At 56.3% G+C, this 24,515-nt stretch carries 24 protein-coding genes and 1 other RNA gene; 16 read left to right on the top strand and 9 right to left on the bottom strand.

The genetic code is table 11. The annotated features are described in order from the left end of the window. Positions 1-34 precede the first annotated feature (34 nt). Complete coding sequence (locus tag G7069_RS10370) at positions 35-442, top strand: DUF6165 family protein (RefSeq protein ID WP_166297273.1); 408 nt, start codon at positions 35-37, stop codon at positions 440-442. Here the strand turns inward: G7069_RS10370 and G7069_RS10365 are convergent. Further along, positions 418-1,482, bottom strand: a complete 1,065-nt coding sequence (locus G7069_RS10365; protein ID WP_166297271.1) for a glycosyltransferase family 9 protein — start codon at positions 1,480-1,482, stop codon at positions 418-420. The two genes, G7069_RS10370 and G7069_RS10365, sit on opposite strands and share 25 nt — an antisense overlap. A gap of 58 nt (positions 1,483-1,540) precedes the next feature. On the opposite strand from G7069_RS10365, the gene G7069_RS10360 reads away from it, so the two are divergent. Next, positions 1,541-2,254, top strand: a complete 714-nt coding sequence (locus G7069_RS10360; protein WP_205758723.1) for a 3-deoxy-D-manno-octulosonic acid kinase — start codon at positions 1,541-1,543, stop codon at positions 2,252-2,254. After that, a complete protein-coding gene (locus G7069_RS10355) occupies positions 2,251-2,994 on the top strand; it encodes an MBL fold metallo-hydrolase (RefSeq protein ID WP_166297267.1) in 744 nt (247 codons plus the stop codon). Before G7069_RS10360 ends, G7069_RS10355 begins: the two co-directional genes overlap by 4 nt. On the opposite strand, the gene G7069_RS10350 is transcribed toward G7069_RS10355, so the two are convergent. From G7069_RS10350 to ffs, 3 genes are all read right to left on the bottom strand, one after another. Beyond that, complete coding sequence (locus G7069_RS10350; protein WP_166297265.1) at positions 2,991-3,389, bottom strand: VOC family protein; 399 nt, start codon at positions 3,387-3,389, stop codon at positions 2,991-2,993. The two genes, G7069_RS10355 and G7069_RS10350, sit on opposite strands and share 4 nt — an antisense overlap. Positions 3,390-3,398: 9 nt before the next feature. Continuing rightward, positions 3,399-4,148, bottom strand: a complete 750-nt coding sequence (locus G7069_RS10345; protein ID WP_166297263.1) for an alpha/beta hydrolase — start codon at positions 4,146-4,148, stop codon at positions 3,399-3,401. A 126-nt stretch (positions 4,149-4,274) separates the two neighbouring features. Next, positions 4,275-4,371: signal recognition particle sRNA small type (gene ffs, locus G7069_RS10340), an RNA gene on the bottom strand. A 141-nt stretch (positions 4,372-4,512) separates the two neighbouring features. Here ffs and G7069_RS10335 point away from each other — a divergent pair. From G7069_RS10335 to G7069_RS10300, 8 genes are all read left to right on the top strand, one after another. Further along, positions 4,513-4,890: a hypothetical protein gene (locus G7069_RS10335; protein WP_166297261.1), complete on the top strand. Its 378-nt coding sequence runs from the start codon at positions 4,513-4,515 to the stop codon at positions 4,888-4,890. A gap of 64 nt (positions 4,891-4,954) precedes the next feature. Further along, a complete protein-coding gene (locus tag G7069_RS10330) occupies positions 4,955-6,241 on the top strand; it encodes a TolC family protein (protein WP_166297259.1) in 1,287 nt (428 codons plus the stop codon). Beyond that, positions 6,238-7,383, top strand: coding sequence for an efflux RND transporter periplasmic adaptor subunit (locus G7069_RS10325; RefSeq protein ID WP_166297257.1), 1,146 nt, complete (start codon positions 6,238-6,240; stop codon positions 7,381-7,383). Before G7069_RS10330 ends, G7069_RS10325 begins: the two co-directional genes overlap by 4 nt. 27 nt (positions 7,384-7,410) lie before the next feature. Continuing rightward, positions 7,411-10,524 carry a CusA/CzcA family heavy metal efflux RND transporter gene (locus G7069_RS10320; protein WP_166297255.1) on the top strand — a complete coding sequence of 1,038 codons (3,114 nt, stop codon included), beginning with the start codon at positions 7,411-7,413 and terminating at the stop codon, positions 10,522-10,524. 191 nt (positions 10,525-10,715) lie between these two features. Next, entirely contained in the window at positions 10,716-11,348 is a 633-nt protein-coding gene (gene lexA / locus G7069_RS10315) for a transcriptional repressor LexA (protein WP_166297253.1), read from the top strand. A gap of 3 nt (positions 11,349-11,351) precedes the next feature. After that, complete coding sequence (gene imuA, locus G7069_RS10310; protein ID WP_166297251.1) at positions 11,352-11,957, top strand: translesion DNA synthesis-associated protein ImuA; 606 nt, start codon at positions 11,352-11,354, stop codon at positions 11,955-11,957. Between the two features lie 8 nt (positions 11,958-11,965). Beyond that, positions 11,966-13,405, top strand: a complete 1,440-nt coding sequence (locus tag G7069_RS10305; RefSeq protein ID WP_166297249.1) for a DNA polymerase Y family protein — start codon at positions 11,966-11,968, stop codon at positions 13,403-13,405. Then, positions 13,389-16,532: an error-prone DNA polymerase gene (locus G7069_RS10300; RefSeq protein WP_166297247.1), complete on the top strand. Its 3,144-nt coding sequence runs from the start codon at positions 13,389-13,391 to the stop codon at positions 16,530-16,532. Before G7069_RS10305 ends, G7069_RS10300 begins: the two co-directional genes overlap by 17 nt. 2 nt (positions 16,533-16,534) lie before the next feature. Here the strand turns inward: G7069_RS10300 and G7069_RS10295 are convergent, their stop codons facing one another. Together G7069_RS10295 and G7069_RS10290 are read right to left on the bottom strand one after the other, a co-directional pair. Next, positions 16,535-17,023, bottom strand: a complete 489-nt coding sequence (locus tag G7069_RS10295; RefSeq protein ID WP_166297245.1) for an 8-oxo-dGTP diphosphatase — start codon at positions 17,021-17,023, stop codon at positions 16,535-16,537. After that, positions 17,023-17,442 carry a hypothetical protein gene (locus tag G7069_RS10290; protein ID WP_205758722.1) on the bottom strand — a complete coding sequence of 140 codons (420 nt, stop codon included), beginning with the start codon at positions 17,440-17,442 and terminating at the stop codon, positions 17,023-17,025. Before G7069_RS10290 ends, G7069_RS10295 begins: the two co-directional genes overlap by 1 nt. A gap of 73 nt (positions 17,443-17,515) precedes the next feature. Here G7069_RS10290 and G7069_RS10285 point away from each other — a divergent pair, with 73 nt between their 5' ends. Then, positions 17,516-17,995 (top strand): acyl-CoA thioesterase, encoded by a 480-nt coding sequence (locus G7069_RS10285; RefSeq protein ID WP_166297241.1) that lies wholly within the window; start codon positions 17,516-17,518, stop codon positions 17,993-17,995. Positions 17,996-18,093: 98 nt separating this feature from the next. Here G7069_RS10285 and G7069_RS10280 read toward each other — a convergent pair whose 3' ends face one another. From G7069_RS10280 to G7069_RS10270, 3 genes are all read right to left on the bottom strand, one after another. Further along, positions 18,094-18,777 (bottom strand): transposase, encoded by a 684-nt coding sequence (locus tag G7069_RS10280; RefSeq protein ID WP_166297239.1) that lies wholly within the window; start codon positions 18,775-18,777, stop codon positions 18,094-18,096. 213 nt (positions 18,778-18,990) lie between these two features. Further along, positions 18,991-19,617: a C40 family peptidase gene (locus tag G7069_RS10780; protein ID WP_166297237.1), complete on the bottom strand. Its 627-nt coding sequence runs from the start codon at positions 19,615-19,617 to the stop codon at positions 18,991-18,993. 158 nt (positions 19,618-19,775) lie between these two features. Then, entirely contained in the window at positions 19,776-20,312 is a 537-nt protein-coding gene (locus G7069_RS10270; RefSeq protein WP_166297235.1) for a C40 family peptidase, read from the bottom strand. Between the two features lie 109 nt (positions 20,313-20,421). Between G7069_RS10270 and G7069_RS10265 the strand changes: the two genes are divergently transcribed. The 4 genes from G7069_RS10265 to hutG all read left to right on the top strand — a co-directional run bounded on the left by G7069_RS10265 (position 20,422) and on the right by hutG (position 24,492). After that, entirely contained in the window at positions 20,422-20,901 is a 480-nt protein-coding gene (locus G7069_RS10265; RefSeq protein ID WP_166297233.1) for a peptidylprolyl isomerase, read from the top strand. Between the two features lie 90 nt (positions 20,902-20,991). Further along, the gene (locus G7069_RS10260; protein WP_166297231.1) at positions 20,992-22,410 is read left to right on the top strand and encodes a DUF418 domain-containing protein; all 1,419 of its coding nucleotides are present in this window, start codon (positions 20,992-20,994) and stop codon (positions 22,408-22,410) included. 23 nt (positions 22,411-22,433) lie between these two features. Next, entirely contained in the window at positions 22,434-23,693 is a 1,260-nt protein-coding gene (locus G7069_RS10255) for an FAD-dependent oxidoreductase (RefSeq protein ID WP_166297229.1), read from the top strand. A gap of 22 nt (positions 23,694-23,715) precedes the next feature. Next, positions 23,716-24,492 (top strand): N-formylglutamate deformylase, encoded by a 777-nt coding sequence (hutG, locus tag G7069_RS10250; RefSeq protein ID WP_205758721.1) that lies wholly within the window; start codon positions 23,716-23,718, stop codon positions 24,490-24,492. Positions 24,493-24,515: the final 23 nt, after the last annotated feature.

Below are 24,515 nucleotides of genomic sequence, written 5' to 3'. Positions count from 1 at the left end.
GCTACACTGGGGGCCTCATTTACAGGTGTCTGATATGTCTGAAATCCAAGTGCCCGTGTCCTTCGGTGAATTGCTCGACAAGATCGCGATTCTCCAGATCAAATCTGAACGCATGAACGATGCCGCGAAGCTGGCCAATGTGCGCAATGAGCTGACGGCCTTGGATGCCACTTGGGCCGCGCATCCGGCATCAAAGCAGGACATCGCGGCTTTGCGTGCGGATCTCAAAGCGGTGAACGAACGCCTTTGGGTGATTGAAGACGACATTCGTCTGAAAGAAAAGGCACAAGCCTTCGACGATGAATTTATTCAATTGGCCCGTAGCGTGTATTTCGAAAATGACGTGCGCGCCAAGATCAAGAAAGACATCAACTTGGCTTTGGGATCTTCATACGTGGAAGAAAAATCGTACGAAGATTACCGCGCGCCGTCGGCGACGTAACGTTCAAAGGCAGCGATGCCGTCTTCCACGGTGATGAGTTGCATGACATCGTCGTGTTCAATCTTTGTGCCCCACTTGAGTTCAGCTGCGGGCTTCCCTAGATATTTGCGCGCGGCATCGTCGTAGCGGTCCGCGCAGTAGCGTGTGTCCGAATAGGGGCCGCTGCGTCTTGGGTTGCTTGCAGCATGTAGACCTAAGACTTTCGTGCCCATCGCATTGGCGATATGCATGGGGCCGGAGTCGGGTGTCATCAGTAGATCTGCGCGTGCGAGGAGTGCCGGCAGTTGCTTCAATGTGTCTTTGCCGATGAGGTCGAGCGCGTCGTGTTTCATGGCGGCGAGAATGGCATCGCCCATCGCGCGTTCGAGCTCAGATCGCCCGCCGCATAAGACGACACGCCAGCCGCGCGTGACTGCATGATCGGCAACGGCGGCATAGCGGTCGGCATACCAATTGCGTTTGACGTGACTCGAGCAGGGCGAAATCGCCAACACAGGCCTGCCATCGTCTGGCCACTGTGCGCGTGCCCATTCAAATGCATCCTCTGGGACGGGCATCTTCCAAGTGACCGGAAGAGGTGTCAGACCAAGGGGTTCGACGAAACTGCCTATCGCGTCTAAGACATGAATGCCGGGGCGATCTTCAATGCGCGTATTGATGAACAGGCCATGCAAATCTTTGGAGCGCGATGCGTCGTAGCCCACGCGCATTGTCGCGGGCACGAAGGCCGAGAGCAGATTTGCGCGCGCGGCGACTTGCATCTGCAGGAGGGCATCGAACTTTCGGTGGGCACCCAATTTGGCTTTTAGCGTGCGACCAATCTCGCGCATGCCCTTGAACCCGGACTTCTTGTCGTAAACGACGAAATCCACGCCGGGCAGGCCTTCCAGCAGTTTTTGTTCACCGCGACCGACGAGCCAGGTGATCCGCGTCTCAGGCCAAGCCGTTTGTAAGGTATTGATCACGGGTAGCACGTGCGTGACGTCGCCGAGGGCGGAAAGGCGGAGCAAACAAATCTCTTTGGGGGTTGCCACAAGCATGTCTTATCCGACTTGTTAAACTGTTTTCATGAAGGGTGGCGCGCAATCGATGCAGTCCATGGACTTCGCCGATGCGCGCGGAGCGGGACAGCTCGTCTTCAATCCGAGCCTTGTCGAACATCCTAAACCGGAGTGGTTCGATCCTGCGAGTTGGGGCGAGGCGATCAAGCCGGTTGCGAACGGCGGGCGCGGCGCCGCTTGGTTTGTGAACGGCCCGTTTGGTTCGGCCGTGCTTCGACATTATTTGCGCGGCGGCCAGATGGCGCGTTTTTCGCGTGATGCATTTGTGTGGAGCGGTCGACAGAACGTTCGCAGTCATAACGAACTTGAGCTGTTGGCTTTGATGCGCGAACTCAAGTTGCCTGTGCCAGAGCCGATTGCATCGATTCACTGGCGCACAGGTTTGCGCTATCGCGCGGCGATCTTGGTAGGCACGATTCCAAACACGCGCACGTTTGCGTCGATGCTTGAAGACAGCATGCATGACGAGCGTCTGTGGCGACGCATCGGAATCATGATTGCGCGCTTTCATCAGGCGCGCATTTTGCATGCAGACTTGAACGCGCACAACGTGTTGGTTGATACGCAGGGATTCGGACACCTGATTGATTTTGATAAGAGCGAGCGCCGTTTGAAAGGCGATCACGACTGGCAGCAAGACAACCTCGCGCGTTTTGAACGTTCAGTGCATAAGGTGTGTAATGGCAATGCAGCATTGGCGTCTGCGGTCATCATGGCGGTGACATCGGCCTATCGGGAAAGCATGCGATGAGCACTTGGCAATTGCGCTTACAGGGTGTCGGGAACGCTTCCGCAGGGCCGACCTTGGGCTCGGCGATGTGCACGATCGAGAAAGACGGTGCGCCGTGGCTCACGATTGATTGCGGTCCGGAAGGGCTGACGCATTTTCAATCGACGTATGGCGAGATGCCGAAAGCGCTGTTCATTACGCACACCCATCTGGATCATGTCGGTGGGTTTGAGCGGTTGTTTGTCGACACCTACTTCAACCCGGCGCGTCGCGGCAAAGTACGTGTGTATTGCCCGGTGACCGTGGTGCCGTTGCTGCACAAGCGTGTGGCGGACTACCCAAATGTATTGGCCGAAGGTGGCGCGAACTTCTGGGATGCCTTCCAGCTGATTCCAGTGGGGGATGCGTTCTGGCATGAAGGTGTCCGTTTACAGGTCTTTCCTGTGCGTCACCACTGGCCGGAGAGTGCCTATGGCTTACGTGTGCCCGGCAGCTTGGTGTGGACGGGCGATACACGGCCGATCCCGGAAGTGTTGCAAGTCTTCGCCAATGATGACGAACTCATTGCGCACGATTGCGCGTTACACGGCAACCCATCGCATACCGGCGTGGAAGATTTTGAAGCGCACTACGATGCAGAGACGCAAAAGCGTTGCGTGCTGTATCACTATGCCTCGGTAGAAGAAGGCGACGCCTTGGCGGCACGCGGTCATCGCGTGGCGCGTCAGGGTGAAGTGATCGCTTTGCGTACGCCGCGCTAAGCCGGCGCGCCGCTCATATGCAGCAAGCCCCAGCCATGGCCGTCGAGGTCGACGAAGCTATGCGTGTACATGAAGCCATAGTCTTCTGGTTTGTCATAAGTCGTGCCGCCATTTGCCAAGGCTTGCGCGACTAAGTGATCCACCTGCTCGCGGCTATCGCAGCTGAGTGAGATCAGAACTTCAACAGCTTTGCTTGTGTCGCAGATGTCTTTTGGCGTGAAGTCTTTGAATCGCGTATGGACTAAGAGCATCACGTAGAGGGTGTCGCTGATGACGATGCAGGCGGCATTGTCATCGCAGAATTGCGGGTTGCGCTTAAAGCCCAATGCTTCGAAGAATGCGATCGATTTGGGCAGGTCAGCGACCGGCAGATTGATAAAGGCTTGAGTGGTCATAGATCCTCGCTATTTCAAGTAATCGGGTGATGCTGAAATCGAGTTGTGATCAGTATTCTGCAACGTGACAACCCGTGCAATGCCCGGTGGGAAGGCGCGTGCAAGCGCGTAAGAACTTTGATTCGGAATCACTTGATCGTGTGACGCCACATAGAGGGTTGTGGGAACGCGGATTTTGGGTGCATAACGCCATGATTCAAATGTATCCCTAAGAATCCACTGCACCGGAAATAGCTTGAATTGCGATTGGGCCAGCTCGAGAATGCTGTTATAGGGCGTGACGAGTATGAGTTTCTCAGCGGGTTTTTTCGCGGCGATTTGGATCGCAATGCCGCTACCCAAGCTGCGACCAACGAGCGTAATGTTCGGGTGATGTGTGGCGATCGCGTCGTATAACGCCAGTCCATCAGAAATGAGTGCGCGTTCTGAAGGGCTGCCTGTGCTCCCGCCATAACTGCGATAGTGCATCGCATAAATGGCTTTTCCCGGGAACGCGCTACTCAGTTGCCGGACGGATTGCGAGACATCTTCCGCATTTCCTCCGAAATAGAGAATGGCTTGTGTGCCTTGAATGGAATCCGTCGACACAACGATATTCGCATCGTCGCGATGCATGACAAACGAAGGCACTTCACTACTGCGTCCAGTGGGGTAGTAGATGAACTTGTTTTGATTGAAGTAAAGCAGGGCGATGACAGCCAAATAGGCAACAATCACCAGTGCTGCCGATGCAACGAGGCACTTTGTAAGCAAGCTCATGATGTCCTGCTGGGATCAGTGTTTTGCATCGGGGAATTTCGCATCTGTCGATGGAAACTATTGGGGTCGATAATTGATCTTATCGGATGAGCCCGGTCCCAATTGGGGGGATCCAAAAAGGTGATGGCCCCGCCAACGATCCTCGGCACCCACGTCGCCTAATACCGTTGCTGCCTTCCGGCCCTGGCGGAGTTTTCAGGTTAGTGTCGCGAGGGGCCGACGGGGCCACCATAGACTGTTGCTGGGAGCGGAAAACCCGTCGCCGAACAGGGCGTGAAGGTTAACATGGATACCCCGCATTCTCAAACCGCGCTCCGAATGAATGAGATTGTGTAACTGACCCGTGGAACGGTACTCTTTAGCGATGTTTTCCAAGTCTCGACCCGCTGGCCTTCTGGGACATTTGCGTGCTTCCGCGCAGTTGGCAGTGTTCGTGCTGTTCATTTTTGCGATGAAGATCGCAACGACGGCCGTTTGTGCCGAGCATGAGTATCGGTTTCCCGATACCGATGCCGTGGCTGTACACACCATCGATGTGAAAGCGGCCAACGATGGAGGGAGCGAGAAAGGCGTGGTCAATCATCTGGAAGCGTGTACGCATTGTGCGTGTCATCACGCGCCGGCACTACCCATGGCCCAACGTAATTTGGTCGCGGTCTATGCATTCTTGTCCGAGCGGGGGCAAGTCAGTTTGCCAACCGGTACCACGCCACTTGCCGAGCTCCGCCCTCCGATTGTCTGAACTGACGTGAATTCCCCTGCGACTTGAGGTCGTTGGGACGCCGTCTTTTTCAGAGGATTCCCTTATGTTTTCTATTCGAAGGCCGTATCGACGTTGCGTCGTGCGGTATGTGTTGGCGATCGCCGTGATCGGCGTGTTCGGCCAGTCGGCATTTGCAGCCGAACGACCGGCCAACCAAGCGCCGAAGGCTTTGCAATCGGCGCTTCGTGATGCTTGGCAGCACCATCCTGATAGCCGGTCGATCGACGCGCAGTTGTCTGCGGCGCGTGCGCGACTGCAGGCGGCAAGTCAGCCGCTTTATAACCCTGAGCTTGTGCTATCTCAAGACGAAGATGGACCAGAGCGCACGATTGCGGCCGGTATGAATCTCACGTTGGACCTTGCCGGCAAGCGTCGTGCGCGTCGTGATGCCGCCAGCGCGCAAGTTGCGTTGACAACTGCGGAAGCCCAAGTGCTTCGACGTGATTTTGTGCGTGATTGGTTGTTGAGTTGGTCAGACACGCGCAATGCGCGTAGACGGCTTGCGATTGGTAATAGGCGTCAGGCTTTGTTGCAACGTTTTGCGGAGCTCGCGCGTAAGCAATTTTCAGTGGGTGACATTTCGGGTTTAGAGCGTGATCTTGCCTTGTTTGCGCGGGAGCAGTCCACCGCTGAGAACGCTCAGTTGATGACAGATTTGATTGATGCCGAGGCACGTTTTCGCGTAGTCGGGGGCGTGACAGAAACGGCCCATACCGAATCGCCCTTTGAATTTGGAGCGCCTGAAATGGCGCAGTTTGATTCGGGTACGCAAGCCTTACCTGAGTGGTTGACGGCAAAGTCGGCACTTGATCTGGCAAATCGCGAAGTCATTGTCGCAAACAAGAATCGCCAAGCAGACCCGACGATTGGTGCGTATAGCAGTCGCAAAGATTTTAACGGGCGTGGCGCTAGGTACGATGCCTACGGCGTGAGCATCAGCATTCCCTTGCACGTGCGCAACACATATCGTGCTGAAGTGCTGGCCGCGCAGTCTGACGTGGACGTCGCAGAAGCCCGATTGAAACGTGTGGAATTGGCCTTGGAAACGAACCGCCGTCGCGCAGCCGAAAGCTATGCCGGCACACGGGCTGCGTGGCAGGTGTGGCAGAGCAGCCAGGGTACGGACATCGATCGACGCACTGATCTCTTGGAAAAGCTGTGGCGAGAAGGCGAGATGTCGACGTCCGAATATCTCCTTCAGCTCAATCAAACCTTGGAAGCGCAAATGGCGGGCTTGGAACTCGAATCACGACTGTTTCGTGCGTACACGGACTATCTGGTGTTCAGTGGGCAACTTGAACAGTGGGCAGGCATGGAGGGCGCACCATGAGAGGACATAAGGACATGAATGCACGTTTGAAGGTGTTGCCGCTGATGGCTGCATGGATGTTGGCCATAACGGCCTGTTCAAAGCCGGCTGATGTGGCAAACATAGACGCTGAAACTGGGCACGGTGAAACTGGACGGGCAAGTCGCAGCTTGAAGCTTGATGACTTGGCACTTAAAGCTGCGGGCGTTCGTTTCGAAACGCTGCAGCCTTCAACGCCGGAAGGCCAACTGCGCGCGCCAGGTGAAGTGTTGGACAGTGCCTATGGCATGACCTTGATCACACCGCGTGTTGAATCTTTGGTGGTGCGTCGTTACGCCAAGTTGGGTGATGAGGTGAGTGCAGGCACGCCGCTGGCTACGCTAACGAGTGTTGCAGTGTCGGATGCACAAGCGGATTTGCGAATTGCGGAGCAAGAGTGGCGACGTGTGTCTGCCTTGGGTCGTGAAGCCGTTGCGGGCCGAAGAATCAGTGAAGCCAAAGTGGCGGTCGACCGCGCGCGTGCAAAAGCACAGGCCTATGGTTTGCCCGGCACTTCTGAGGGCTCAGTCAATGGGCAATTCACTTTGCGTGCACCGCATGCGGGACGGATTACTTCCGATGATTTTGTGGTGGGTGAGCGTATTGAGCCTGGCAAGCCGTTGTATCGGTTGGTGGACGAGTCAAGCGTTTGGGTCGATGCCACTTTGCCGACAGTCGCGGTGTCTAGCATTGCTGTGGGGTCGCGGGCAACGGTTGTGGTCGATGGCCGACGGATCCTTGGACGCGTTTTGCGCTCGGCGCACAGAACTTCCGAAACCACCCGTAATGCAGTGATACGCATCGAAGTTCCGAATAAGGAGGACTATTTGCATGCAGGTGACTTTGTCGATGTATATCTCGATGCCACTCGCGATGCAGGAGAGGCGCTGACTTTGGTTGTGCCGACGACGGCCTTGATTCAAATGGAGGGTGATTCGGTCGTGTTTCGTCGTGGTGCGAACGGCGTGCTCGAGGCGACGCCCGTGCGAACAGCGGCCGTCATCGGGGATTCCACTGTGATTGAAGAGGGACTCAAAGCGGGTGACGTAATAGTCGTAGAGGGTGCCTTCTCGCTGAAATCGCAATTGCTCAAATCACAGCTTGGAGACGGTCATGGGCATTGATCATCTGCTAACAGTGCGAGGTGCCCCATGTTGAGTCGTCTTGTTGAGTTGTCTTTGCGTTACAAGTTTTTGGTGTTAATCGCGTTTTCTGTAGTGGCATTCTTGGGCGTGCAAGCGATACGCAACGTGCCTATTGATGCGTTCCCAGATGTCACACCTGTACAGGTGAATGTCTATACGGAATCTCCTGGGCTCGCCGCCGAAGACGTTGAGCAGTTGGTGAGCACGCCGGTGGAATCTGCGCTAGCAGGTTTGCCAAAGGTGAAAGACATTCGTTCGGTCAGCCTGTTTGGTTTGTCGTATGTCGCGGTGTATTTCGAAGACGACATGGACATCTACTTCGCACGCCAGTTGGTCAATGAGCGTTTGCAAGAGATCGGTGATCGCTTGCCCGAAGGTTACGGCAAACCCAGCATGGGGCCGAACACCTCAGGGCTGGGGCAGGTGTATTGGTACACAGTGGAACGCGCGCCTGGCGTCACTAAAGATCAAGTGTCGGACATGGATCTGCGCACTTGGCAAGAATGGACGGTGCGTTTGATTTTGCGTACGGCGCAAGGTGTGGATGACGTGACTTCGTGGGGTGGAGGCGAACGCCAGTTTCAAGTGCGTGTCGATCCGCAAAAGCTTTATGCGCGTGGCTTGGGCTTTAACGATGTCATCAATGCGATACCTGCCAACAACGGGCAGGTCGGCGGCAATGTAATGGACGTCGGGCGTGAACAGTTTTTGGTGCGTGGCTTGGGCTTGTTGAAGTCGACTGAAGATATCGGTGCCATTGTCTTGAAAGCTGAAGACGGTGCGCCGGTCTATTTGCGTGATGTGGCGCGCATTGTCCAAGCACCTGCGCCGCGTTTTGGTGCGGTCACGCGAGACGGCCAAGAGGTGGTGATGGGGCAAGCACTCGCGCGTATTGGCGAGAATGCGAAAGACGTCGTGGATGCGGTCAAAGACAAACTCGATGTTGTGCGTGCTGCATTGCCGAAAACTATGGTGCTCAAACCCATCTATGAGCGGACTGACTTGGTGAACAAGGCAGTCGGTACAGCGGTGCGTGCCTTGATCGAAGGCTCGATATTGGTAGCGATCGTGCTCTTTCTGTTCTTGGGTGAAATCCGCTCAGCTATTGTCGTGATCGTAACATTGCCAATGGCGATGCTCATTGCCTTCATCGGCATGCAATACGCGGGGCTTTCTGCAAACTTGATGTCGCTGGCAGGTTTGGCGATTGGCATCGGGATGATGGTCGATGGTGCGGTGGTGATGGTCGAGAATTCGTTTCGCATGATGTCCGAGCTTAAGGCGCAAGGTGAAAACGTTAATCGAACGGCGGCGGTGTTGGCCGCCGCAAAAGAAGTGGCGAATCCTATTTCATTCGCGATTGTGATCATCATCGTCGTGTTCTTACCGCTATTTTCGCTTGAGGGGCTTGAAGGCAAGATGTTCAAACCGATGGCTTTCAACATTGCGTTCGCAATGGCGGGGTCATTGGTTTTGAGTCTGACGTTGATTCCTATCTTGGCCGCTTTGATCTTGAAGCCTCGAGAAGAGCGAGACACCTGGCTCGTCACACACGTCAAGAAACTGTATCGCCCTTTGTTAGACAGAGCATTGGTGAACAAGAAGGCGGTCGTTCTCAGTGCGGTTGCTGCATTGGTAGCGAGCTTGGCACTGTTTCCTTTCCTCGGAAAAGAGTTCATGCCACAGCTGCAGGAGGGGTCAATCATGTGGCGTGTGACGGGCATTCCTTCGACTTCATTGGATGAGTCGATTCGAACAAGCCATGTCATTGCTGAGGCCTTCAAGACATTTCCCGAAGTGGAAACGACGGTCTCGATGATTGGTCGTGCCGAGAAAGGCGAAACTGCCGATGTGAATTACATGGAGATCTACACGGCGCTCAAACCTGAAGACGAATGGACCACCGGCCGCGATATAAAACAGCTTGAATATGCAATGCAAGAAACCTTGGAAAGAACGGTGCCTAACGTCTTGCCTGGCTTTACGCAGCCGATTCAAATGCGGGTGGAAGAGTTGATTTCGGGTGTGCGCGCTACATTGGCGCTCAAACTCTATGGTCAAGATCTGGAACAGTTAGACAAACTTAGCGGTCAGATCAAATCCGTGTTGGCGGGTGTTGAAGGCGTGGCGGATCTATCGCTGGAAGCGAACGTGGGCAAACCACAAATTCGCATTGCTGTGAATCGGGCAGCACTGGCACGACATGGCATGAATGCAGAAGAAGTGCTGACCATTATTCGTAATGGGGTGGGTGGCGAACCGGTCAGTGTGTTGTTGGATGGGGTGAAGCGTTTCGACATCGCGGTGCGTTTGGACGAAGCCTCTAGCAGTTCGATTGAGGCTTTGCGACAGATTCCGCTGCGGGCCACGACAGGTGCGGTGGTGGCTTTGTCTGAAGTGGCGGAAGTGACTATCGTGGAGGGCTATTCGTTTGTGCGTCGTGAGCAGTTGCAACGTCATGCCGTGATTCAAATGGATGTGCGCGGACGTGACGTTGATAGTTTCGTGAGGGATGCGAATCTCGCGCTAGGTCAAAAGATCAAATTGCCACCGGGCTATTGGATCGAGTGGGGCGGTGCTTTTGAAAACCAACAACGCGCATTGGCAAAGTTGGCTTTGATTGTGCCGGTCACAATCTTCTTTATTTTCGTGTTGTTGTTTACGACGTTCAACTCTTTGAAGTACGCCTTGTTAATCCTTGCGAATGTGCCGTTTGCCACGATCGGTGGCTTGGTGGCTTTGTGGGTGACGGGTCAGTATTTATCGGTGCCTTCGGCCATCGGATTCATTACCGTGTTTGGTGTAGCCATGCTCAATGGCATCGTGCTGGTGAGTTTCTTGAATGAGTTGCGCGGCAAGGGATTGTCCGTGCGTGATGCGGTGGTTCAAGGGACGACATTGCGTTTGCGGCCTGTGTTGATGACAGCGAGCGTGGCCATTCTTGGCTTGGTGCCCATGTTGTTTTCGAGTGGTGTGGGTGCTGAAACGCAGCGACCGTTGGCAACGGTGGTGGTGGGCGGGTTGATCAGCGCCACTTTGCTGACCTTGGTCTTGCTGCCGGTGTTGTACGAGTGGTTGGCGGAGCGGTCTGAACGTAAGGCCGGTGTCTCTCAGGTGTAAGGGACACCCCCTTGTGGCGGAATTTTTGCCACAAGGGGGCTTCATCGCCCCCTGACTGAATTCAGTCATTTCTCAAATCTGCGCCCCAAGCGTTTGATCTGAAACCGTCTCACGCTCTGAGATATTGCCGTGCCCAAATGGTGCATGGAAAGTCCTTGCATTCGCCTTTCAAGGTAAATAGATTTTTACCCATGACCTCAGATCTCACCCCTCGCCAACGTGAAGTTCTCGCCTGGATCCAAACCCATATTGAGGCCGAAGGCGTGCCACCCAGCCTGCAGCAAATTGCGGATGCCTTCGGTTTCGCCCAAGCCTGTGCGGCGCATAAGCATGTAAAGCGTTTGCAGGCGCAGGGCTATCTGGAAGTCCGCGCCAATGAAGCACGCGGCATTCGCATGTCTAAAACGCGACGTGGCGGCTCACGCGAACGGGTTCGCGAAGACCGTCTGAATCTGCCGGTGTTGGGGCGGGTGGCGGCTGGTGCGCCGATCGGTGCGGATGCCGATGTGCATAAACATGTCTTGCTTGACCGCGCCTTGTTTTCGCAAGCACCCGATTACCTCTTGCGCGTTTACGGCGATTCAATGCGAGACGACGGCATCTTCGAAGGTGACTTGGTCGCTGTGAAGCGCGCCAACGATGCAAGCAATGGACAAATTGTGGTGGCGCGTATCGAAGGTGAGATCACGATCAAGCGTTTGGAACGCAGTGCGCATCACATTCGCTTACTGCCGCGTAATCCGGATTACCCACCCATCGAAATTCCGCCAGGCAGCGACTTCGCTATTGAAGGTCTGTACTGCGGTTTAGTGCGGCCCGAGTAAGTCATGGCACAAGTGGCTTCTATCCCCGAATTGTTGGCCGATCGCCGCGTTTGGCATGCCGGGCAAACCCGTGTGCCCGATCACGAAGGCGAAGACACAGGCTTTGCTGCGCTGGATGCGATTTTGCCGCAAGGGGGCTGGCCGCGTGGCGCCCTCACCGAGTTGTTATTGCCAGGCGATGGGGTCGGCGAATTGTCTTTGCTGGCGCCGGTGGTGGCACGTATCACCCAAGCAGGGGGTGATGTGGCTTTGGTGGCACCGCCGTATTTGCCTTATGCGCCTGCATGGCAAGCGATGGGCGTAAATCTGAAACATCTGCATGTGATTGAAGCCGATGCTAAGCATGCGGCGTGGGCATTTGAGCAAACCTTGCGCAGTGGATGCTGCCAAGTGGTGGTGGGCTGGCCGCAAGCCTCAGACATGGCGACCTTGCGTCGTTTGCAAGTGGCTGCAGACAGTGGGGCCTGCATGGGCTTTGCTTTGCGTGATCGCAAGCATTTGCAAAATCCTTCGCCGGCCACGCTGCGTTTGGAATGCGTGGCACAAGCGACATGGCAAGTGCGTAAGTGCAAAGGTGCCGCTGTGCCGCAAGCCGTGGTGCGTTGTTGAGCTGACGCATGTTGTGGGCCTGCATCCATCTACCTCGTTTGGCGCTCGACGCGGCATTACGACAAGTGCAAACCCCCGACGCGCCTGTGGCCTTGGTCGAGGGGCATATGCAATCGCGTTTGATTCATTCGGTGAATGACGCTGCACAAACACGGGGGATTTCAGCAGGCATGCGTTTAGCCACGGCGCAGGCAATCCTGCCGGAGTTGAAATGCATGCCTTATGACGCGGCCAGTGAGTCCAACTGGCAGCAGTTTTTGGCTGCGTGGGCGTACCGGCATAGTTCGCAGGTGAGCGCGGTGTGGCCGAATGCCATCGTGTTGGAAGTGAAGGCGAGCTTCCAGTTATTCGGGCCTTGGCCTGTGATCGAGTCGCGCTTGCGCAGTGAGTTGTCTGAACTCGGTTTCGAACACCGGATTGCGATGGCGCCAGTGGCGCGCGCAGCCCATGTATTTGCACAGCTACAAGATGGATTTGCGGTGCCCGAAGAAGCAGTGATGCTGCGTGCTTTGAAACAAGTGCCGGTGGACTGCGCGGGTTTGCCTGAAAAAACCGCAGCACGTTTGAAGGACATGGGCATTCGTAAGTTGGGCCAGGTGATGGCTTTGCCTTCTGACGGTTTGCGTCGACGCGTAGGGGCAGAGGTGCCTGAGTTATTGGCAAAGATGCAGGGGCAGGCCTTTGAAGCTTTACCTTTGTATGCGCCGCCCGATCATTTTGATGCGCGTGTGGCGCTTGAGTACGAAGTGAGTGCGCAGCAGGCCTTGTTGTTTCCGATACGTCGTTTGATTCAGGACTTGGCGGTGCATCTGTCGATTCGTGATGGCGGTGTGCAGCATTTTCTGTTGCGGTTAGAGCATGAAGGGCAGGGGCAACACACCGACATGCAAGTGGGGCTCATCACTTCGGAACGCGAGCCGTCGATTTTGTTTGATATTGCCAAGAGTCGTTTGGAGCGCGTGCAGATTCCTGCACCTGTGGTGGGTGTGCGATTGATCGCACGTGAGTTGCCGGCTTTCACGCCCAGTGTGCGTGATCTCTTCGATCTGAAAAACAGTTGCAGCCTGCCATGGCCGCAGTTGCGCGAACGCTTGCGTGCACGCTTAGGCGACAGTGCTGTGCATCGTGTGGCGGCGGGTGACGATCCGCGTCCTGAGCGTGCATGGCAGCGTGTGCAAGGTGCACAGGATGCGCCTTGTCTGAAGCCGGCGCCGGCGCGGCCACCGCGGCCACCGCGGCCTTTGTGGTTGTTGCCTAGGCCCATCCCTTTGCGCGATACACATGCGCGCATTCTGTCGGGCCCTGAGCGTCTGGAAAGTGGTTGGTGGGATGGCGAAGACGCGCGTCGCGACTACTACGTAGTGGAAACGCGGATGGGTCAGCGAGCGTGGGTTTTCACAGCGCCAGGTGAGCAGACGCATTGGATGCTGCATGGCTGGTTCGCTTGAACAGGCGGCGCAGTCGCCGTCCTTACCCGCCTACGCAGAGCTGCATTGCCTCTCCGACTTCAGCTTTTTGCGCGGCGTGTCGTCGGCGCAGGCTTTGTTCGAGCGTGCGCAACACTGTGGCTATCAAGCCTTAGCCATCACCGACGAGTGCAGTCTCTCCGGCATCGTACGTGCATGGGAGGCCGCGCAAAGCACACAGGTGCGATTGATCACAGGCGCCGAGTTCACATTGCAATGCGGTGTGCGTTTCGTTTTATTGGTGCGGGATGCGCAAGGCTATGCACGTTTGTGCGAACTCATCACGCGTGGGCGAAGGGCGGGCCAGAAGGGCAGTTACATTTTGCATCGCGCAGATGTTGAAGCTATTTTTGCGCCGCATCCCGATCGGGGCGTGTTCGCGGTGTGGTTGCCCGATGTGCAAGCGAAGCCTGCAGAAGGCGCGTGGGTGCGCAAGGTGTTTCGTGACGATGCACATCTTGCAGTCGAGCTGCACCGCGACCGAGACGACCACGCACGCTTGGTGCAATTGCTGGGTGTATCGGTGCATCTGGGGATGACTGCGATTGCCTGCGGCGATGTGCATATGGCTTTGCGCACTGACCGCGTTTTGCAAGATGTGGTCACTGCTATTCGTGTGGGTCAGCCTTTGAGCGAATGCGGTGCGAGTTTGTTTCGTAATGGCGAGCGTCATCTGCGTGGGCGTCGTGCATTGGGCAATATCTATCCGCCCAAATTGCTGCAAGCCACGGTCGATTTGGCAGCACGTTGCGTGTTCGATCTGAAGCGTGATTTGCATTACGCCTATCCACGCGAGTTGGTGCCTGCGGGTGAAACCGCCACCACGCATCTACGTGCTTTGACTGAGCAAGGTATTCAACGGCGCTGGCCTGAAGGCGTGCCTGTGCAGGTGCGTGCCACGATTGAAGCCGAGCTCGAACTGATTGCTGAGCTTGCGTACGAACCATTCTTCCTGACAGTGGCTGACATCGTGCGTTTTGCTGAAAGTCGCAACATTCTCTGTCAGGGGCGTGGGTCTTCGGCCAATTCGGCAGTGTGTTTCGCGCTGGGGATTACGGCGGTGAATCCGGCAGAGACCCGTTTGTTGATGGCGCGTTTTCTCTCTAAGGCGCGCGATGAACCACCCGATATCGATGTGGACTTCGAGCACGAACGTCGTGAAGAGGTGTTGCAGTACATCTACAACAAGTACGGGCGTGATCGTGCGGCATTGGCAGCTACGGTGATTTGCTATCGCGGTCGCAGTGCGGTGCGTGATGTGGCGCGGGCTTTCGGTTTGCCTGAAGAGCAATGCAGTCGGTTATCGGGGTGTCATGGCTGGGGGCGTAATGACACACCGATGGAAGATCGCTTGCGAGAAGCGGGGTTTGATCCTGACAGCCCCATCATTCAACGCATTGTTCGGCTGACCTCGGCATTGAAGGGGCACCCGCGTCATCTTTCACAGCATGTGGGTGGTTTTGTTATTTCAGAAGCCGCACTGAGTACGGTGGTGCCCGTTGAAAACGCGGCGATGGCTGATCGCACCATCATTCAATGGGACAAGGATGACTTGAACACGATGGGACTGCTGAAAGTCGATTGCTTGGCTTTGGGCATGTTGACCTGTATTCGCAAAGCGTTCGATCTATGCAAACAGCATCGCGGACGCACGCTTCAGCTCGCCACGATTCCGCGTGAAGATCCGCAGACCTATGCGATGGTGCAAAGGGCTGACACGATTGGTGTGTTCCAAATAGAATCTCGCGCGCAGATGAGCATGCTGCCGCGTTTGAAGCCAGCCACGTTTTACGACCTCATTGTGCAGGTGGCGATTGTGCGGCCGGGTCCAATTCAAGGCGGCATGGTGCATCCGTATTTGCGCCGTCGAATGGGGCGTGAAACGCCGACGTATCCTTCGCCCGGTGTGGAAGCGATCTTGAAACAGACACTCGGTGTGCCGTTGTTTCAAGAGCAAGTGATGGAGCTGGTGATACACGCGGGCTATTCCGCCTGTGAGGCTGACAATCTGCGTCGTTCGATGGCTGCGTGGCGACGGGGAGGTGATATGGAATCGCATCGTATCCGTATTCGTGACTTGATGCGGGGGCAGGGCTATGACGACACATTCATCGAACAGATTTTTGAACAGATCAAGGGGTTTGGGTCTTACGGATTTCCGCAAAGTCATGCGGCGTCATTCGCGAAGTTGGTGTATGCGAGTTGTTGGTTGAAGCGTCATGAGCCTGCGGCTTTTGCGTGCGCCTTGTTGAACGCGCAGCCGATGGGGTTTTATTCACCTAGTCAGATTATTCAAGACGCCAAACGGGGTAGCCCTGAGCGTGCTTCTGTGCAGGTGTTGCCGATTGATGTGCAATACAGTGCGGTTGACTACACCTTGGTCGATGCGCGTGATGCACAAGCGCAGCCTGATATTCGTGTGGGGTTGCGCGCGATTAACGGGCTGTCTACGCGGCAAGCGGAAGCGATTGTGGCGGCACGAATGCAAGCACCGTTCCGGGATGTGGCGGATTTATGTCGGCGCACCGGTTTGGATGCGCGGGCGCGACATCTCTTGGCCGAGGCGGGTGCGTTACGGAGTCTTGTGGGGCATCGCAATGAAGGCCGTTGGGCGATGTGGGGTATTGAGAAGCCCATGCCTTTGTTGGATCACAGTCCTGCGGAAGAGGTGGTGCAATTGGCGGCGCCCGATTGCGTAGAAGAGACCACGGCGGATTACCGCAGCATGGGGCTGACGCTTGAGAAGCATCCGATGGCATTGTTACGGCGCATGCTGGATCGACAGCGTGTGCTGTCCTCGCGCACGCTGCAAGAACGTGCACACGGCGGGTATGTACGTGTGGCGGGTTTGGTGACCATGCGTCAACGACCATCGACGGCCAAGGGCACGACCTTCGTCACCTTGGAAGACGAGTTCGGTTTGGTCAATGTGGTGGTGTGGCCCGCGCATGCGATGCGCCAGCGCCGTGAGCTGTTGGCTTCAAACTTGATGGTGGTCTATGGCCGTTGGGAGAAGATCGATGGCGTATGCCATGTCATCGCGGGGCAGCTTCAAGACCAAAGCGAGTTGTTAGGGCGCTTGCGCATTGAGTCGCGCGATTTCCACTGAGCCTATAGACGCGTGCAATGCCAGCGCACTGGACGTCCATCTTTGTATGGCATGACGCCATGGAATGGACGGAGTTCTTTATCGAATACGAGGGGCAAGAAATAGCGATCGCCTTCCCACATCGGTAGGGTGTCTAGCTTGTCTATGGCAATCCACTCGAGGGGCCCTTCGGGGTTCTCAGAATGCGGTGTGCCTTCGAATTCGGTAATCAAGAATACGAAGCCCAGCCAATCTTCACCGTTCTTGCCAAAGCCCGGCCAGCTCACCGTGCCACGGAGTTGCAGGGCTGTGCATTCGATACCGGCTTCTTCGCGAATTTCACGAATCATCCCGGCCATGACGTCTTCATCGTCCTCGAGCTTTCCGCCGAGACCGTTGTACTTGCCCAGGTGTTCATCGTCCTTGCGTGCGTTTCGATGCACCATCAAGACCTTGTCGCCTTCGGGAGACAGGATGTAGCCCAAGGTTCCGATGATCGGTGTATACGGCATTAGCTCAGTTCCTTTGCGGCTTTACCTTTCGGTGCAAGTTGCGCGCCCAGGAAGGCGAGTGGAATGGGCAACACGACGGCAGGAATGGCCATCCAAAGCGGATGCGTCACCATCGTCAGCATGCCGATGACACCCGTGAGGACCAAGCCTGCGGGAAACAGCGCAACCATGGCGCGGTTCTTTTGCGAGATCCATGCAGCCACAAAACCACCCACGAGTGCGCCGAGGCACCATGCGATTAACACCGACAACAATGCACCCACCGGTGCTGCTTTCATAAACTCAGCCATGGCTGCGGGTGTGTTCGCGGCGATGCCTGGCGGCGGCGGGAAAAACTGATGTCCGATGGCTTCCACCGCAAAGATGGTGGCAAATGCTGTGATCACGCCTGCGAGTGCCCCTGCAATACTGCGCAACATGTTGTGCTCCCGACGCAATGCGCCTTCACCAAATACCTGCACATAATGGCAGCTCACGCAGCGGAGATAAATCATGAGTGGCACACGCCGCGAATTAGTGATGCGATTCCTCGCACAACCCACCGACGTCAACTACGGCGGAAAGGTGCACGGGGGTGTGGTGATGAAGTGGATCGACCAAGCCGGCTACGCCGCGGCCGTCGGTTGGAGCGGCATGTACTCGGTCACTGTCGCCGTCGGCGGCATCCGCTTCGTCGCCCCGATCAAAACCAGCGACTTGGTCACCATCACTGCCAAATTGATCTACACCGGCAACACGAGCATGCACTTCTCCATCGACGTGACCGCGGCCGACCCCATGGGCGGCGAAGAACGCCTCTGCACACACTGCGTCATCGTCTTCGTCTCTGTCGACCCCGAAGGCACCCCCACCGCCGCCCCCCAATGGCAACCCCAAACCGAAGAAGACCGCCAACTCTCCGAATACGCCCTAAAAGTCCTAGCCCTAAGCAAAGGCATCGAACAAACCATCGAACGCTACAAAACCAAATAACGGTGACAGGTACAGTTATCCCCACTTAACGGTGACAGGTACAGTTAATTGAAGTTAACGGGGACAGGTACAGTTAATTGGAGTTAACGGGGACAGGTTCACTTATGGGGCCGGTGCGGCGGACGCACACCCGCGAAGCGTTGGGTCTTCTGCTCGACCATGCTGCGAAACGCATCGCCACCCAGCGCACGTTGCTGGCGTAAATAGGTTTGTATTTCATCGACGATGTGCGCAGGCAAGCCTTGCGCCACCAACGCTTCGAAACGATGCCTTCGAGAAACATCGGATTCACCAAGTCTCAGGTAGCAATCGTGGGGCGTAATGAGGGGATCCGTATATCCCAATGCATTGTGTGCATAGCTCGACCATCGGTACGCATCAGGCGACGCGACGATTCGTCCTCGCACGGGATTGAGCTCGATATACCGATAGCACTCCAGCACGTAGGCTTCACTGTCCACTAAGCAAGATCTGAAGCGACCTTCAAACAGCGCCCCGGTGCGCTCGTACTTCAAATTGAAGTACCCCGCGAAATTACGACCCAGCCCCTGCATCATGCGTGAAACGCCGTGCGGCTCAGACGCCGTCACCAACAGATGCACATGGTTGCTCATCAACACATACGAATGGATTGCGCAGTCCATCCGCGTCGCGTACTTCGCAAGCAACTTCTTGTAGTGGTGACGATCGATATCGTCCAGAAAGCACGGAAGCCGATTGTGCCCGCGTTGAACAACATGCTGCGGCACACCTGGAATATCTAATCGTGGAAGTCTCGCCATGCACCGAAGTGTGCGAACTGACGACCGCCGCGCCTATCGGATTCAATCGCGCCCCACACCCAGACTTATCCCAATTAACGGAACCTGTCACCGTTAAGCGGAATTAACTGTACCTGTCACCGTTAAAGGGAATTAACTGAACCTGGTACCGTTAAATAGAAAGCGGGCCGCCTTTTGGGCGACCCGATTTCTTACTACGAGGATACGGGGGAATTAGCCTTCGACGGCGATGCGGCGGGCGCTGACGAGGCGGGCGCCCCAGTAGCCGTCGAGATTGGAGATGGTGACGTCACGGCCGGTGCGCGGGGCGTGCAAGAACTTGCCTTCGCCGACATAGATGCCAACGTGGTCGATCACGCGGCCCTTGGAGAAGAACACCAAGTCGCCTTTGATCAATTCGGAACGGCTCACGGCCTTGCCTTCGTGCGCGATGTCACGCGAGACGCGCGGCAGGTTGATGCCCAAGGCATTGCGGAACACGTAGCCCACCAAGCCGCTGCAATCGAAGCCGCTGGTCGAAGTGCCGCCCCAACGATACGGGGTGCCAATCAGCGCCATCGCGCCAGAGAGGAGCTTTTGGATGCGGCTGGAATCTTGAGTCTTGCCTGCGAGCATGGCGTTTTGGCCATTGGTCAGATCGAGCAGGGCTTGTGCATCAGAAAGCGCAGTAGCGCTGAATTCGTCGGTGACGCTGGTACGTTGATCCGGATTAGACGTGCTGTTTGCAATCGCATCACGGGCAAAAGCCGGTGCGGCACAAACAAGGCTAAAAATCAGTAGTGAGGTCGTAGCGGTCTGCTTGGGCAGACGGCGGAGGCGGCTTGCGGTCGTCTCAGTCATCGTCACGATTTCTTCATTCGGCTAAACGTGAAAGTGATTTTGCCGAATCCAAGGGTCAAAAGCGTTCAGATAACGTTAAAAAGGCATTAAAAGTGTGACCTGAATGCACAAAACGCGGCATTGCCTCACATGGCCATCACATTCAGTTCACTCGCCGATCACGTCTCGATGACGCGGCGGGCACCGGTATAGCGGCCGGTCCAATAGCTTTTATCGATCTGTTCCAAGCGCACAACCGTGCCCGTGCGCGGCGCGTGAATAAAGCGGCGCTCGCCGATATAGATGCCGACATGGCTGACCACGCCGTTCGCCCCGAAGAACACCAGGTCGCCGGGTTTCAGGTCGTCGAAGTCGATCCGCGGGCCCTGCGCCTCGGCCAGCTCACGAGATGTGCGCGGCAATTGGACATTCAACATGTCCTTAAAGACGAAGTTCACCAGCCCGCTGCAGTCAAAACCGCTGCCCGGCGTCGCGCCCCCCCATTGATAAGGCGTCCCCACAAGGCTAATTGCGCGAATCAGAACCGCATTGACCGCGTCCTGACCGTGAATCATGCGGACATTCCAGCCCTGTGCGGTGGAAGGCGGCTCGGCGTTGTTGTCTTCCCCGGGTGCGGCAAGCACCGTCAAAGGCGTGCAGAGCGCCAGGAAAATCAAGGTTTTTACGCATGAATTCCGAATATGCACTGGTTTCATCGCCTCGCTCCCCGGATAATGCAGCTACGAAGTGGAACAACTTTGTAGTTAACGGGTGAAGTCTGCACCCACCAGCAACCAAAAATCAACACCTTAGAAGAAGAATTTAATGAAAATTGCGAAAGATAGCGTCGTGCGCTTCCATTATTCGGTGGGTGAAGCAGGTCAACCGGCCTCGGAAACCTCCAAAGACAGCCAGCCGCTGGCCATTTTGTTCGGCCACGGCAACATCATTCCGGGTTTGGAAAAAGCGATGGACAATCGCGAAGCTGGTGAGAACTTCAGCGTCGAAGTGCCGTCCGCTGAAGCCTATGGCGAACGCCGCGAAGGTCTGAGCCAACGCATTCCGAAGAAGCACTTCGGTGATGCCAAGGTCGAACCGGGCATGCAAGTTGTCATGCAAACCAATTTCGGTCCGCGCGCAGTGACCGTAGAGAAAGTGGGTCTGACCACGGTTGACGTCGACTTGAACCACCCGATGGCCGGCAAAGACCTGCATTTCGACATCGAAATCTTGGAAGTGCGCGAAGCCACAGCGGAAGAACTCGAGCACGGTCACGTGCACGGCGACGGCGGTCATCAGCACTAAGCTGCCGCGTCAACGAAGTTAAGAACGGTCGCCTAGTGCGGCCGTTTTTTTTTGGTGCTATACCCCTTGAATCAGAGACAGAGCACACGCATGCCACATTCCAAGGACGCGAACCAAAGCTTGGGCCCGGTGGAACGAACCGAGCGCATTCAACGCATGGATGTTTTACGTGGCTTTGCCTTGCTCGGCATCTGCTTGATGAATGTCGAATTCTTCAACGGCCCGACGTACAAATTTAATCCCGGACTCTCGCCGGACCTCACGGGCATCGATCGCCTTGCAGGTTGGTGCGTGATGGTCTTTGTCACAGGGAAATTTTGGCTGCTGTTTGCCTTGTTGTTCGGCATGGGCTTCGCGCTGATGCTCGCGCGTGCACGCAAGCGCAATGCACCGTTCGTCAGGCCCTATTTGCGCCGCACTTTTGCATTGGCGTTGTTCGGCATCACGCACGCCATAGTGTTGTGGAATGGCGACATCTTGTATGGCTACGCAATCATCGCGTTGATGTTGCTGTTGACCCTATTCGGGCGCCCCTGGCATTGGTTTCTAGCGGCTGCTGTCGTTGCAGCCGCGTGTTTAGTCACGAACAACATGAATTGGGCGGGCTACGCCGCGCCCCTATGCATTGCCGCCATACTCGCGCCGTATCTGCGTTCACCCGATAAACGTTGGCGTTTCTGGCGCGCAGGCGTCGCGCTCTATGCGGTGTTTGCTTTGGGGCAACTGGTCAGTGGGCTCATGCTCGTCACCATGCCAGCACACGTTACAGCGCAAACGACCGAACAAAAGACGGCAGAACGAAAGCAGCATCAACGCACCGCGCAATTCGAACACGATGAAACGATTGCGTTTCAATCGCCAAGTTTCCAAGTGGGCCTCGCGCAGCGCTACACATCCTTCACCGAACACCACATGCCGAACTACGCCTGGTTTTCAATCTTGGCGATTCCCATGTTTCTCATTGGCATGTGGTTTATCCAATCCGGCCTGATGGTGAACGCAGAAAATTACCGTAGCTTCTGGCGAACGTGGCTCTGGGTGTTTCCATTTGCGTTGGCGCTCACCGCTGCGTCGATGTGGGTCAGCGACTGGGTGCCAAAGGGCGAGGGCGTCGCGATGGGTCGCCCGATCGTGGCTGCCGCGATGCGCACCATCGCTGCGCCCTTCATGGCGCTGGCTTACATCGCATTGGTCGTGCGCGCGTTGCAGTGTTCCCGCCTACGCGCGGTCATGAACTGGATGGCGCCCGCTGGCCGCATGGCGCTCACCAACTACCTCATGCAATCGCTGGTGTGTGCTTTCGTCTTTTACGGCTGGGGGCTGCAGCAATGGGGCATGCCGCGGTTCCAACAAATCCTATTCGTGTGCGTGCTTTGGCTCGTGCAGTTAGGGCTCAGTGCCGCGTGGCTGCGCTACTTCAAATACGGCCCGATGGAATGGCTATGGCGTTGGATGACGTACGGGCGTGCGCCGACCCTGCGCGCAACGCCGGATCCGCAGACGGCTTGAAGCCGCGCATTTAGAATGTGCGTATGCCAAACGAAAACACCGATGTACTGATAGTAGGCGGCGGGGTCATCGGTCTCGCCACTGCATTGGCTTTGCTCGAGGCGGGACGCAGCGTGTGTGTGATTGAAGCCACGTATGTGGGTGCCGGCGCCTCGCATGGCAATTGCGGCACGCTCACGCCAAGTCATGCGCCGCCGTTGGCCGCACCCGGCGTTGTGACCGAAGCCTTGCGGTCGCTGTTGCATCCGGATGCACCATTGTACGTGTCGCCGAAGTTTGATTTCCAGCGTTGGCGTTGGTTGCTCAGGTTTGCGCTGCGCTCGAACACGCGCGATTGGGAAACGAGTGCGCGCGGCAAATACGCGCTGCTCACGGATTCACGCGCACGTATTGAAGACTGGGTGGCGCGCTACGCCATGGACTGTCAGTTCGAACGAAGCGGCGAAGACTATGTGTTTCGCAGCGAACACGCGATGCAGCATGAGATGAAAGAAGTGCCCTTGCTGAAAGCACTCGGTTTAAGGCCCGAAGTGATCGATGGTCCCACCTACGAAGCGATGGAACCCGCGCTTCGCCCAGGCCTTGTAGGCGCACTCCGTTTTGACAGTGATGCCATGCTCCGACCCGACCAATGGTTGTCGTGTCTCGCCGCACAAGTCACGCGTTTAGGCGGACGCATTCTCGAACACACACCACTGCAATCACTGTCGAAAATCCGTGATGGATGGCAAGCCCAAAGTGGTGAGACAAACTTCAACGCAAAAGATGTCGTGATCGCAACCGGTGCTTGGTCACCCTTGATGTCGAAGATGCTCGATAGCCCGTGGCTACGCGGCGTCATCCAACCTGGCAAAGGCTATTCAATTACCTACGATCCGCCGGAAATTGTGCCCAAGCGGCCCTTGGTGTTGCGCGATTGTTCGGTCTGCGTCACCGCGTGGGAGGGCGGCTATCGCTTAGGCAGCACGATGGAGTTCAGCGGCTACAACACCGACCTCAACGAAAAACGTTTGAATGCCCTCACACGCGGCGCGCATGCGTTCTTACATGCGCCGGTTGGCCCGCGCGTACAAGAACGCTGGTTCGGTTGGCGCCCCATGTCGGTGGATGACATGCCCTTACTTGGGCCGGTGCCCGGCAAACCGAACCTGTGGCTTGCGACAGGTCACGGCATGATGGGTGTCAGCATGAGTGCAGGCACCGGTCAGTTGATGGCGGATTTGATCACCGGCGCGCCACCTGTCATTGATCCCCGCCCGTATGCGCCTGCGCGCTTTGTCTGATGTTGAGGAAGGGACCATAGACATGACAATTTTTAACTTGCACCAAGGCAGCTTGCCGCTCTTGGTCAGCGTGCCGCACAACGGCACACGCGTACCAGATGACATCGCGCAACGGCTGACGCCCGAGGCGCGTGCAGTGCCGGATACCGATTGGGATATGGCGCGCATGTATGCGTGGGTGATCGAAGCGGGCGGCTCATTGATCGTGCCAGAGCATTCGCGTTACGTGATCGATTTGAATCGCGGCGAAGACGATGTCTCTTTGTATCCCGGGCAAAACACGACAGGCCTGTGTCCCACCGTTCAATTCTCGGGCGCACCGGTGTATCTACCGCAAGCAGAACCGGATGAAACCGAAGTGCGTGCGCGTGTTGAACGCTACTGGCGTCCGTATCACAACGCCCTGTCGACAGAATTGCAGCGACTGCTAGACCTGCATGGCCGCGTCATCTTGTGGGAGGGACATTCCATCAAAGGTGAATTGCCGTTCTTGTTTGACGGTCGATTGCCCGATCTGAATTTAGGCACCGCAAGCACCACAAGCTGTACGCCCGAAACACAGCAACGCATCGAAGCTGTGCTGGCCGCACAAGAGGACTTCGACTTCGTCGTCAACGGCCGTTTCAAAGGCGGTTACATCACAAGAAACTATGGCAAACCCGCAACCGGTATCGAAGCCATACAGCTCGAAATGAGTCAGCGCGTTTACATGGATGAAGCGAAGGGCATTTGGGACGCCAACAAAGCCGAGCGCATTCAACAGCTCGTGCGCGCAATGATCGAAGCCGCACTCGGATAAAAAAAGCCCTTCCATGTGGAAGG

The sequence above is a fragment of the Lysobacter sp. HDW10 genome, from assembly GCF_011300685.1.
Lineage (GTDB): Bacteria > Pseudomonadota > Gammaproteobacteria > Xanthomonadales > Xanthomonadaceae > Solilutibacter.
Note: the sequence above shows the minus strand (reverse complement) of the source record. Positions and strands in the feature narration are given on the sequence as shown.